This window comes from Alteromonas sp. 4NS20-0143, assembly GCF_057542855.1.
In genome coordinates, this window is sequence record NZ_BAAJLR010000006.1 from 248,574 (window position 1) to 261,005 (window position 12,432).

General features: G+C 40.3%; 11 protein-coding genes and 1 pseudogene. 6 read left to right on the top strand and 6 right to left on the bottom strand.

Features of this window, described 5'->3' with window-relative positions; translation table 11 throughout:
* Positions 1 to 207 precede the first annotated feature (207 nt).
* Together AC27HD_RS14060 and AC27HD_RS14065 are read right to left on the bottom strand one after the other, a co-directional pair.
* Positions 208 to 1,641 carry a sensor histidine kinase gene (locus tag AC27HD_RS14060; protein ID WP_032095360.1) on the bottom strand — a complete coding sequence of 478 codons (1,434 nt, stop codon included), beginning with the start codon at positions 1,639 to 1,641 and terminating at the stop codon, positions 208 to 210.
* On the bottom strand, positions 1,625 to 2,314 hold the full coding sequence (locus tag AC27HD_RS14065) for a response regulator transcription factor (protein WP_487106617.1): 690 nt from the start codon (positions 2,312 to 2,314) through the stop codon (positions 1,625 to 1,627). The genes AC27HD_RS14060 and AC27HD_RS14065 overlap by 17 nt, the downstream gene beginning before the upstream one ends.
* A gap of 625 nt (positions 2,315 to 2,939) precedes the next feature.
* Between AC27HD_RS14065 and AC27HD_RS14070 the strand changes: the two genes are divergently transcribed.
* From AC27HD_RS14070 to AC27HD_RS14090, 5 genes are all read left to right on the top strand, one after another.
* Complete coding sequence (locus AC27HD_RS14070) at positions 2,940 to 3,674, top strand: glycosyltransferase family 2 protein (RefSeq protein ID WP_032095388.1); 735 nt, start codon at positions 2,940 to 2,942, stop codon at positions 3,672 to 3,674.
* Positions 3,675 to 4,391, top strand: a complete 717-nt coding sequence (locus AC27HD_RS14075; RefSeq protein ID WP_487106620.1) for a TVP38/TMEM64 family protein — start codon at positions 3,675 to 3,677, stop codon at positions 4,389 to 4,391. It begins immediately after the preceding gene.
* Positions 4,366 to 6,108, top strand: coding sequence for an ArnT family glycosyltransferase (locus AC27HD_RS14080; protein ID WP_487106622.1), 1,743 nt, complete (start codon positions 4,366 to 4,368; stop codon positions 6,106 to 6,108). Before AC27HD_RS14075 ends, AC27HD_RS14080 begins: the two co-directional genes overlap by 26 nt.
* A 122-nt stretch (positions 6,109 to 6,230) precedes the next feature.
* The gene (locus tag AC27HD_RS14085) at positions 6,231 to 7,838 is read left to right on the top strand and encodes a phosphoethanolamine transferase (RefSeq protein ID WP_487106624.1); all 1,608 of its coding nucleotides are present in this window, start codon (positions 6,231 to 6,233) and stop codon (positions 7,836 to 7,838) included.
* Positions 7,826 to 8,233, top strand: a complete 408-nt coding sequence (locus AC27HD_RS14090) for a diacylglycerol kinase (RefSeq protein ID WP_032095355.1) — start codon at positions 7,826 to 7,828, stop codon at positions 8,231 to 8,233. The genes AC27HD_RS14085 and AC27HD_RS14090 overlap by 13 nt, the downstream gene beginning before the upstream one ends.
* Positions 8,234 to 8,642: 409 nt before the next feature.
* Here the strand turns inward: AC27HD_RS14090 and AC27HD_RS14095 are convergent.
* Positions 8,643 to 10,058, bottom strand: a pseudogene (locus AC27HD_RS14095) (IS1182 family transposase).
* A 329-nt stretch (positions 10,059 to 10,387) separates the two neighbouring features.
* On the opposite strand from AC27HD_RS14095, the gene AC27HD_RS14100 reads away from it, so the two are divergent.
* On the top strand, positions 10,388 to 11,134 hold the full coding sequence (locus tag AC27HD_RS14100; protein ID WP_487106626.1) for a hypothetical protein: 747 nt from the start codon (positions 10,388 to 10,390) through the stop codon (positions 11,132 to 11,134).
* Between the two features lie 75 nt (positions 11,135 to 11,209).
* Here the strand turns inward: AC27HD_RS14100 and AC27HD_RS14105 are convergent, their stop codons facing one another.
* Genes AC27HD_RS14105 through AC27HD_RS14115 form a run of 3 tightly spaced genes read right to left on the bottom strand, consistent with a single transcriptional unit; the run spans position 11,210 to position 12,373 of the window.
* A complete protein-coding gene (locus AC27HD_RS14105) occupies positions 11,210 to 11,521 on the bottom strand; it encodes a helix-turn-helix transcriptional regulator (protein ID WP_032095353.1) in 312 nt (103 codons plus the stop codon).
* 8 nt (positions 11,522 to 11,529) lie between these two features.
* Positions 11,530 to 11,919, bottom strand: coding sequence for a hypothetical protein (locus AC27HD_RS14110; RefSeq protein ID WP_487106628.1), 390 nt, complete (start codon positions 11,917 to 11,919; stop codon positions 11,530 to 11,532).
* A 4-nt stretch (positions 11,920 to 11,923) separates the two neighbouring features.
* A complete protein-coding gene (locus AC27HD_RS14115; RefSeq protein WP_052010097.1) occupies positions 11,924 to 12,373 on the bottom strand; it encodes a hypothetical protein in 450 nt (149 codons plus the stop codon).
* Positions 12,374 to 12,432 lie beyond the last annotated feature (59 nt).

Consider the following 12,432-nt stretch of genomic DNA (forward strand, 5'->3'; position numbering starts at 1 on the left):
CGTTTTCGTACGGTGCAGTCTGTTTTAGAGCCGTAGTGTATTGACAGTTTGTCTTCAGACAAGAAGCGGACGGCCGAAAACTTTATTTAAACTTCCGCCGTGTACCAAATTCGAACGTTAGATTACATTTATATAAGCTATTTTTATTCTCTTAACAAGTCGCTAGCTCTCTTCTCAGGGATGATATCAACTCAAATCTGCCAACGATTAAGGACTAATATTTCCATTTTTAAAAGTCACCAGAAACGATATGTATTCTTCGTCGGTTTTGGTTACAGAAACTTCTGCATATACGGCGTCGCACAGTGCACTTACTATGGAAAGGCCTAGCCCAAAGTTATCTTCAGATGTTCTAGAGGCATCTTTTTGCCAAAGCGGTTCAAACATGTGCTTTAGATCATCCTTATTAACCTCTGTCCCCACCTTATTTGTCACTCTGAGGTAAATATTACTAGAATTATTTACACCTAAGCTCACAAGTATTTCTGTATCAGTTTTTCCGTGTTCGATAGCGTTATCTATCAGATTACTTATTATCGATTCTACTGCGACGTGATTGCTCTTGACGCTCAATTGAAAATTGGAGCAAACCTGCACCTTAACATTTCTTGCTTCTTTGATCTGAATAAGTTGAGTTACTAATTTGTGGATATCTATCTCATCAGTAAGCTCAAGGCTCTTAAAACTATACTTTTGAATTAACATAAGGCCAGAAATAATATTTTTCATTCTTGTGCCTATTTGCAACACACGTGGCTTAAAATCTTTTTCTAATCTTATTTCTCCTGGAAACTTAATCGCTACTTCGGTCATATTTATCAGCTCAGTGACAGGCGTTTTTAGCTCGTGAGCGATGTCCGAAGTCAATCTCTTCTCGCGCAGGTAAAGCGAATAATTATCTTCAATAAAGTGATTCAAGCTTTGGGTGATTGGTTCTAACTCCTCAACATCATTTTGAAAAGCTTCATGTTTTTGTCGGGTAGTAAATCGTAGTCCTTTTATCTTGGCATTTAAGGCATCCAAGGGTGCCAGAGCATAAGCCACAGTGTTGCGCACGGTAAATCGAACAACTAAGGGCACGATAATTAATGCAAATAGAAAAGCACCATCGATAAACCACAATGTGAAATTTAACAATTCTGTAGATGTTGCGTACGCGATAACCATTGAAGGGCGAGTATCGTTACCCATGACACGATAAAATTCAGCTCTGTCTTCTGAATCAATCTGAGGTATATATCGAGTGTAAATTACCCGACCTGTACGGCCATCGGGCAGAGTAATATCCTGGAAAGAATATTCTTCCAAGCCAATGCTGCTGTAAGGCAATTCATTGATGGTGTAAAGCCCCAGAGTGTCTGATTTTTCAAACGTTGAGTCTTTGTACCAAAGTTGAAAATACTCGGGGGAGGACGTCCCTTCAAACTCAGGCAAATACTCTCCTGAAAATTCGAACTCCACACCCTCGACATCTTCATTTACCAAGCTCTGAAGCATACCAATCTTTGCCTTCATAGCCTGATTAAATTCTTGTTCGACCCAAGAATCAACGCCGATATCTGCTGCAAGTAGAACGGCGATCACTAACAGTGAAATAATAATAGAGAGTCTTCGTGTTAATGTTTTACGTATTGATTTCATTAGCTTCTAAAACTGTGTAGCCAAAACCACGTTTACTTCTAATGGGCAGAGACGCGCCGCTTTCCCTTACTTTTCTCCTTGCTGAGGAAAGGTGAGCTTCAATCGCATTTTTTGAGATATAATCATAACTTCCAGAGATAAATTCACTCAGCATTTCTGATGTAACTATCTTGTGTCTATTGAGGAAAATACATTCAACAATTTTGTATTCATTTGGGGTCAAGTTAATAGCGTTATTATTGTATGTAAGTGTTTTGAACTGGATATTCAGTGTCAAACCGTTGATGGCAACTTGGTCATTGAGACAATTCGCGGCTCCTCTCCTCATCAGGCTAAGAAGCCGAGCAGACAGTTCGTCAAACGAAAATGGCTTAGAAAGGTAGTCGTCTGCACCTGCTAATAGCCCCGTAACTTTGTCTTCGGGCTCAGATCGTGCAGATAGGATGATCACCTTTGTTTCTAAATGTCTTTTTCGTAACGTTTTAAGAATAGTCATTCCGTCCAGCTCAGGTAACATCATATCAAGGATAATAATTTCATAGCTACCAAGCAACGCCATGCTTAATCCCTCAGAGCCAGTGCCAGCAGTATCAACTGAGTAGCCCAACTTTTCTAAGCCTAAGCTCAAACTGTCTCTCAATGATAAGGAGTCTTCTATCAGTAGTATTCTCATAATTTGAACGTCAGCTTTAAAGTCATTTGAGTATACCTTCTCAACCTTAGGATTTGCTGAAGATGGTATTGAACAGGTACATATAGTTAATCTACGTACAAGTGGCTCTATTAACAGAAATCGACTTGTTTCCTTCATTAGCTCTTAAGCTTATCTCGTTATTATATTCATATTAATAACTGTCTTGTGACTAACGATGAAGGTTTATTTTATATTAGCGCTGCTACGTAGTTGATGCTCAATAACCTCTACAGAAATTCCCTTCCAATGGTAAGAGTGATAAAGCAGACATTTTTGACATCAATGGAATAATAACCCATTGTAAAAATTGTGTTTTTTGCAATAAAAAATGCGTCTGGACTTGTTCTAGCATACGCTGATAGCGGCTTCAAAATTATCTATCTGACTGCGCGAAATGTATACTTCCAGTTCAACATTCCATTTTTTTATCCCGTTACCATTTCCCAGATGGAGATATTCAGGTAGCGAATTCGATGGCTGAGCGATTAGAACATTATTACCTCAATTAAATGACTCTTCATAAGCGTATCTTAAGTTTCGTTTGTTAGAGTTTTCCTGTCGAAAATAGAATTTGCTTGATCTTAGGGCTTTGGCAGAGGGCTACGTGCGAATTTCAGTTGTAATACCAGCGAAAAACGAAGAAGAAAATTTAAAACCCTTAATTGAGGAAATTTATAGAGCGTTAACAGATGTAGCAAACTTCGAAGTCATCTATGTCGATGATGGAAGTACGGATAAGACATTTGAGAATTTGCTTTATCTGAAAGCGAGTGGCTTTGACAGAGTCAACGTATTACGGCATAAGCACTCGGTGGGACAAAGTACAGCTATTTGGACAGGGGTGAGCCATGCTGATGGAGAACTTGTAGTAACACTTGATGCGGATGGGCAGAATGATCCCTCTGATATACCAAACCTCCTGACTATAGCCTCTCAATTTCCGTTAGGGAGTCACTTTTGCATTGCTGGTCACCGAAAAAGCAGAAAGGATACAGCTTGGAAGAGATTTCAGTCAAAACTAGCAAATTCGGTAAGAAGTAAATTTCTTAATGATGATACACCTGACACCGGATGTGGGTTGAAGGTCTTTCCAAAACAAACATTCCTCGACTTACCCTATTTTGATCATATGCATCGTTTTCTGCCAGCACTGATCCGGCGACAAGGTGGGATCATTAAAATTGTTGAAGTGAATCACAGAGACAGGCAATTCGGAAAATCTAAATATAACATGTTAGGGCGACTTGGGGTCGGACTAATTGATATGGCAGGAGTTTATTGGCTTCAGAAACGTAATAAACTTAATGATGTTATCTTAAAAAATGAAGAGAGTAATTAATTGAATTCCAGTCTCCTTCGTTTCTTCATTCTGGTACTTACCATTCTGTTTTTTAGTCATTTGATTTCGCTCTCTCCCTCATTTGACGCATTTAATCAGGAGTGGATAGACAATCATACCCGTGAGAATGGAGTGACAGGGATAGCCAAATTTTTAGCCGTCTCAGTATTTTTACTTACTATCGGACTTCCACGTCAGTTAGTCGCATTTATGGGGGGGTATGCCTTTGGATTTGCTGAAGGTGTCATCTATTCAACATTAGCAGCTACGCTCAGCTGTGCAACAGTTATGGCAGTGTCCCGGTATTTCGCTAGACCGATTATTATTCAACACTTTGAAATGCGGGTGCGCAAGTTAGACCACTTTCTACTTCGCTCTCCCTTTCTTAAGTCCGTTATCATTAGACTGTTGCCAGTAGGGAATAATCTACTCACAAACATTTTTGCTGGCGTTTCAAAAATTCCACGACGCTCTTTTATTCTTGGGTCTACTATTGGCTACATCCCTCAAATGGCGGTTTTTGCATTGATGGGTAAGGGTGTATTAGTCAACTCTGAACTTAAAATAATCATAAGCGCCCTATTATTTGGGATTTCCAGCTTGCTAAGCGCATATCTTTTTAAGGTTTATCGTCGTCAACATAATGACGATAAAACTCTTCGTTCACTCACAAAAAGCAGCAAATGTAGCAATGAATCAGACGAGCTTAGCCATTAAACATAAGAACAAGCACCCAAATTATACTTTCTGGCTTTTTGTATTGGCTAGCGTGTTGATATTTATCGGGCTTGGGTTAAGAGATCCCTGGCCTGCTGACGAACCTCGTTTTGCACAAGTTGCAAAAGAAATGGTTGAAACAGGTCAGTGGTTCTTTCCAGCCAGAGCGGAAGAGTTTTATCCTGATAAACCACCTGTGTTTATGTGGTCTATCGCTTTTTTCTTTGCGCTATTCGGGTCAATTAAGATTGCCTTTCTGCTCCCATCTGCTTTATGCAGCCTACTCACACTTTTTTTGGTGTATGACATCTCAAAACGACTGTGGAGTACAAAAGAGGCGCTGATCGCAACGTTACTTCTTTTATTGAGTTTTCAATTTTTGCTTCAAGCCAAGTCTGCACAGATAGACGCAATGGTCTGCTGCTGGATAACAATCGGATGCTATGGTCTTCTGCGCTTTTTCTTAGTTGACAGGCAATGGCGTTGGTATTACCTCGCCTTTTTCTTCATGGGAATTGGCGTCATCACAAAAGGGGTCGGATTTTTACCAGTCCTGATGCTGATACCATACTTGATACATCGACGCGTTTGGCCTCAGCGGGACATAACTAAGAAGCAAACCAAAAACTCCGTATTACCGTGGATAATGGGTGCAGTGGTGATGTTACTGGCTATATCACTATGGTTTGTACCTATGTTGATATTGGTCGAAAATAGCCACGATCCATCACTTGCTCTATACAGAGATAACATTCTTTTCAGACAAACGGTCACTCGATATGCTGATTCCTGGCATCACATAAAGCCGTTCTGGTATTACCTCGTTGAGGTTATTCCATTATTCTGGCTGCCAATTAGCATCGCTCTTCCATGGCTCATCCCATTTTGGTATCGCGCAATTAAAAAAGGTGATGCCCGCATACTCTTACCGTTGGGTTGGATTGTACTTGTCCTGCTTTTCTTCAGTGTAAGTCCTGGCAAACGGGGGGTGTACATATTACCCGCATTGCCGATGCTGGCACTGATCTCTGCGCCCTACTTTGATTCAGTTGTTAATAAAAAAGTATTTTCCTGGCTTTTGTGGGGTGTTGTATTTTTACTATCAGTAGGCTTATTGGGGTCTGGTTTTTCCGGCATAGTAAAAGCATCATTCGCCCTAAAATTAGAAGAAAAGTTCGGGCTTTCTCCGTGGATGTTTTTTCTAGTAACGGGGGTACTGACGTGTCTGGTTGCTGTGATTACTTCTAGAGGGAAGCACTGGAAAGCGTGGCCCTATTTCTTGTGTACTCTCTGGGGCATGTACGCTACTTGGGGTTACACTTTACTTGAAGATGTAAAAACCCCTAAAAGCGTATTTGAAAATATTGAAACAGAAATTGGTAAACATGATGCAACTATTGCACTTGTTGATTTGTCTGAACAGTTTATTCTCTTCTCGCCTTATCCCATCATTCACTTTGGTTATCATACCCCTGTTGATCAGCAATTGTCTGCCGCCTACCAGTGGCTGGAGAAGACTGACAAGGGAAGGTATATCCTCGTCGATGAAAAACACGTACGCAACGATTGTTTTAAAAAAGAAATGGCAACGTCTGTAGGATATGCACATCGCGTCCACTGGGTACTATTATCGCACGAGGCATTAACCGAAAAGTGTCCACTTACGAAAACGACGACTGAGATCTTTAGCTATATCCCAGACAGGCCCGTTACGTGAGGAATGAATATTTTCATACAATTAAAAAATAATGCGAAAATTTTCATTCCACAGTTTTTCTTAAGCGTTATTTAAGTTTTGACAGGTAACTTGTGTGCTAAGAAGTATACGAGAACCTTATTGTGAAATTTCCAAGAACACTAAATTTTAATCCTACATCAGCTCAGTTCATTTTACTTTCTTCATTATTTACCGCAGCAATATTCAACGCACCATTTTTGTCTGCTATTTATGAAGTTGTAGCCCCTATAACATTGAATGAGTGGGTATTTTTTCTCTCTGTACCGCTCTTGCTAACCTTTTTGAATGTTATTTTTTTAAGTTTTTTTGGTGCTTTATTTTTGCCTCGCATCACAGTTGCAATTACCTTCCTTGTCAGTTCTCTTCTACTTTACGGCACCTTGGCTTATGGTGTAATTTTCGATAAGAGCATGATACAGAATGTAATCGAAACAAATTCTGGTGAAGCCTTTTCTTATCTAAATTCAACACTTGTTGTATTCTTCTCTTTGTTGGGGTTAATCCCTGTATTTGCGATTTTCAACCTAGAAATAAATGGGAAGCTCAAGGCGCGAATTAAGCACCTTCTAATACTGAACTTATTAGCTTTACTGGGTATTGCAATTATAGCCACGTTCCTTTTCAAGAGTTATGCAGCTGTCGGCAGAAATAACAAAGACCTAACGAAGTATATTATTCCCTACGCCTTTTATGATTCAGGGTACAAATACCTTAGGGACACTTACTTTTATCCGCCTTTACCCTACAAAGTGTTAGACAAGCATCCCTACGTAAAAGGGAATGCTGATATAGATCCATCTACTACTGTATTAGTGGTTGGCGAAACGGCCAGAGCGGACAAGTTTTCAAGCAACGGCTATTCGAGGCGTACTACGCCTAATATCCAGAATGCAGGTGCAATCAGTTTTAGCAAGGTAACATCTTGCGGTACTGCTACCGCCGTTTCCGTGCCATGTATGTTCTCAAGGCTCACACGAGAAAATTATAATTCGCGTATTGCAGACAGTCAGGACAATGTTTTAGACATCATTCATCGTGCAGGTGTTAACGTTACCTGGATTGACAATAACAGTAGCTGTAAAGGCGTATGCAAGAGGGTAAATACCATAGACTTCAACCCGTCCAGAGATCAAAAGTTGTGCGATGGAGATTATTGTTATGATGAGGTACTTGTTGACCTTTTAAGAGAAACTCTTTCAACGCCATCTAAAGAAAATAGAGTGATAGTTTTGCATATGATTGGCTCACACGGGCCTACATATTACCGGAGATACCCAAAGAAATTTACTAAGTTCGTGCCTGATTGCCCTAGAAGTGATATTCAAAATTGTGAAGAGGCAGAACTGACAAATACGTACGATAATACTATTGCATACACAGACTACGTGCTAGGCCAGATTATTGAACAACTCTCCACTATTCCTAATTCGTCGATGTTTTATTTATCGGATCATGGTGAGTCATTGGGAGAGAAAGGGCTTTATTTGCACGGTTTCCCTTATAATTTAGCGCCTGTTGAGCAAACGCATGTGCCAATGGTTTATTGGGCCTCCAAGTTTAGCCAGCCTCAATACAGTGATTGCGTAAATTCGTTATCCAGTCATCCTTATTCGCAGGACAACCTTTTTGACACATTGCTTGGTCTTTCTAATGTACAGAGTAGCACCTACCAACCCACTCAGGATATTTTACAAAAATGCGAATCATAGACGAAACCACATCAGAAATGTATTTCGACCCCAAAGCTAAACCAAAGGGCATGTTGCGTATTGTATTAGCAATGAAAAACTCAGTAAGAGCTATAACATGGCTTGTTAAAAACGAGTCAGCGTTCCGGCAAGAATTTATCTTACTTGTCTTAGCAGCGGTAGTGCTTGCTCTTTGGTCAATTTCTTATATGGAAAAGGCGATTTTGCTTTCCTCCGTACTCTTCATTCTGTTCGCTGAAATTGTTAATACTGCAATTGAGGTCACTATTGACCGTATTGGAAAAGAGATTCACCCACTGTCAGGCTTAGCGAAAGATTTAGGCTCAGCGGGTGTTTTCGTGGCTATCGCAATTTCATCATTGTTATGGATAGGAACACTGTGTAGGTATTTTTGATTCGAACCTGTTTGCACCACAATATGGTAACGCTCAGGTATGAGTCAAACTTTCCAACACGTTCATATTGCTAAAAGCAGTAAATCCCTATAATTCACAAACTTTAAAATGGGAAGTTAAAGTGTGTTTTAACTATGGGACTTATTACAAATATCACTAGATGCAGTAATCCGCTAATTGAACGTAACTACCTAAAAGCTCGCAGCAAGCCAACGGCTGCTTCACGTACAGCCCGTGTTAAAACTATTTTGAATGCCAATCTATGGCGGCTTCAGCCACGTTCTTAGTGTAGGAGTAGATGCGTTAGATATTTTATGTGAGTTGTAAAATTAATGCGTTGATAGACTTTTGAGTAGTGATATTGGCTGTTTATAAGGCTTAGCACTTGATTTTAAGGGGATAAGAACTCTTAGACTGTCATGGCCGCTATCAATCCAGTTACGCCCATTATCGACATCATTCTTTTCAGTTTATAGGCCAGCACATGGATACTCATTTCGGTTAACACATTATGCTTGCGTGTCATTAAGAAGTGTTGCGCACCCATCCACATTTTGATGGTGCCGAATGGATGTTCGACAGTTTGTTTCCTGAGCACCGGAATGTCGCGATTGTTATCAAGACGTTTTTGCATGGCGTCTATAATCGGTTCGTGTATCCAGCGTCTCATTTTCCTTGGCTCTTTTAATGACCTCGTGCATTTATCTCTGATGTTACAATCTCGGCATGCATAAGAATTAACATACCCTTTTTGCTCAAGACCTGCTTCTATTACGTTGAGTTTATGCGGTAATTCCTCGCCCGCAGGGCAAGTATAGATATCTTTGTCCTTGTCATAGAAAAACAGCGATTTGTTAAATATCCCTTTTTTGGCCGAGCCAGAAGTATCAGTTTGAGGCACATTAACGGTAATGCCAATATCGTATGCCGCCTTAATATCAAGGCGGCAGAAGTAACCTTTATCTGCAAGGACGGTGATGTCTTTCTTCTTCACCGCTTGCTGGACTAGTTTCGCCACAGAGGTTAATTGCCCTCTATCAGCGGACTTATCAATATCGTGGCTGATGATAAGATGATGCTTTGTATCGACCGCCGTTTGTACGTTGTAGCACACCTGCCTATCCATGTGCCGAGTCAGTAACAAACGCGCATCTGGGTCGTTCTTCGAGACTTGTTTGTCTGGGTGCGCATTGACTTATTCTTCAATGACTCGTAGCTCTGCTAACCGTTTTTGCAACCACTCTAGTTTGGATGGCGTGGCCTTGTTATCACTTTTTTCAGTCTTATCTTGGGTATCCATATCACTAAGATATTCTGCAATATTTTCCTCAATCCTATTAATTCGGTACTTCACATTGCTTGGTATATAGTTGTTGTCCTTGCTATTGACTGCCTCAAATTTACTGCCGTCGATGACAAAGAGTGAATCTGCGAACATATTCATCTTGCGACACATCTGAACAAATTGCCGGCATACGGCTTTTATACCTTTACCATTATTCTTTCTGAAGTCAGCAATGGTTTTAAAGTCGGGTGATAATCGCGTCAACAAACACATCAATTCAACGTTACGGTGACTTTCTTTTTCTATACGACGAGAAGATTGGATGCGGTTGAGGTAGCCATAAATGTAGAGTTTGAGCATGACGGCTGGATGATAACCTGGGCGACCTTTGCCTGTGGCAATCACCCGCTCAAATCCAAGTGTTTAAAGGTCTAATCCATCTACAACTCGAACAGGATTGTCTTCAGTAACAAAGTCATCAAGCACTTCAGGAAGTAAGGTGGTTTGAGTTCTGGATTGGCCTAAAATATGATCTGCCATCACGTTTTCTCTGTGGTTTAGGTGACCAATAGTTTTCACACAGGCTGGACCTAAAGCCGACATTAGCAAATTTAAGCTGTCAGACTTTTTTGAGTGATTACTAGACTTTCACCACCGCGCAGGTGGTGGTCTGCTGAAAACAAGGAGCGGACGGACAGTTTTAACTTCACTCTATATCGTGTCGATTTTCAAGGGAGAGGTCACAGAATTGACGCCGTAAAAAAGAAATGCTAGCTTAAATTTGTTTATTAAAAGACCAAACTGAGTTGTGCCAGAATTGCTTTTATTTAAGGGATAAAATAAATTTTACTAAATACTTAAGGAATAAAATGAATTTAACTAAATTCGTTGTTTCAATAATACTGCTTACAAGCACTTTTTTCTCACAAGTAAACGTTGCAATTGCTCATGAAAATGTTAGTAAACAAAGCGTTGAAGCATACACTTATGAAGATTTCGCAAGTTACTTGGGATTGACTGTTGAGGATTTCCACAAGTTTACCCAAACATATGCGTTGGACAACGCATCCCCATTACAACCAAGTTTCATAGATATTCAAAACCACCCCTCATTTATCGAAGTTCAGCGTTATATTGCGTTGGAAGAGGATGCACCTGGATCCCTTATTGTGGAGGTTCAATCACTATTTGCAAAGAATCAAGAACTATTGGCCGAGCATATGGGAATGTCAGTAGATGAAATAGAGGATCTTCAGACAAGATTTGATGAGCTAACGAGAGTTACCAATCAGTTACAACGAAATAATCAAAAAGAAAGGTTAGGCTCTTCGTTCTCTTTAAGTAATAGTAATGATGAAATTGAAGTCATTGTTGTAACTGCTAAAGAAGATAAATTAGTTGAGACAAGCTCAGGTATATACAATATGCATACCACTCAAATCTGGGACTTTGGCCTTTCTCTTGACGGTGGTAAGGGTGTGAGTTTTACGGTCGAATATCGAACGCCGAATGGAAATTATTATGGGAGCCAATCTTGGTATGCTGACCGTTTTAGAGTATATAATACGTCGAATATATTTTGCTCTTCGGAGCATTGCTCTCTTAACCCATTCTAAATAAGAAATAATAATCTAATTACAGTGATAAGCGGCAAAGCTGCTTATCTGTACTAGTGTGATTACCAAGCGACTTTATAGCAGCGCCAAAATCGTTGTACTGGCTCCACCACCAACCACAAGACCGCATATAAAAATAAATAGGTAAGCTTTTACTGGGTTTTGTCGTGCAGGCTCTACTTCTGTTACTTCCGGTACTTTAAATAGTGTCTGACGCTTTACATCAAAGGCAACGCATAAGGCCATGATAGTCTCTAGTGATGCATTCCCTTTGTTTTCCACCCGCTGAATGGTGCGCAAGTTTACGTCGCATAACTCTGCTAGCTGCGCTTGGGTCCACGCTCGCTCTATGCGCATTCCTTTAACAATATCGCCTCTCACTTCCATTTGTTATGTCACCCTGCAAAGTGCATAACTGCAAAATAACCAAACACCGCCCCTAAAGCGGCAATACAGGCAATCACAGCGATGTTTTTAAAGAGCGAGTTGTTGCGAGACAGCATAGATATGGACTCTCGCTGCACAGTACGTGCACCTTTTTTTAGGCGCACCTCTGTACGGTAAGTAAAAGGGTTCTCCACTTTCACTTCAAGAGTATAATCTTGGTTGTTTAGTCTAAGTGCATGTCGCCCCGTAAACCGAAACAGGTTTCGATGTTCTGATACAGGGTGATCGTCCACATACACAACCTCTTTGCCCGACCACAAACTGCAGTGCACTGCTATATTGTGGTCTTCGTGTTGTAAGTGACACCAAATCCCCTGCCTCATTGTTATTTGCGTCATAATGTTATCCGGAGAAGCTCATAAAGCCTAAATAACCACAAAGAAAGCCCACAATTAATCCTACGAATAAAAACCTATCCATACTGAAAAAGGATTTCAATAAATTCCCTTTTTCCAATTGCGATAACGTCTCGCTGGCCACTTCTTTACCATCACAAAACAGCGTGACGTTTAATTCACCCCGTAAAACATGTGTCATGTGTGTTTTTACTAGATACTCATGACCATTTTTAGTAAACGTATGTTCACTTTTTGTGCTGCTTAAATTTCTAAACGACGATACCACTTCGTTATTGAAAGACACCTTTTCCTTACCACTAAACACCGAGCCCCACATAGAGATATCATTACCTTCGTGGTCGAAATAAAACCAATACCCATTGTTTAGCGATACTTGACTCATATGTTCTCTTCTTGATACCTGCGATTGTGTTATAACTTCATTTGATTGCATGATTGTTCTCCTTTGTCTCAATGCCAGCGTATTTCATCGGAAATAGCGAGTAAGTGAAA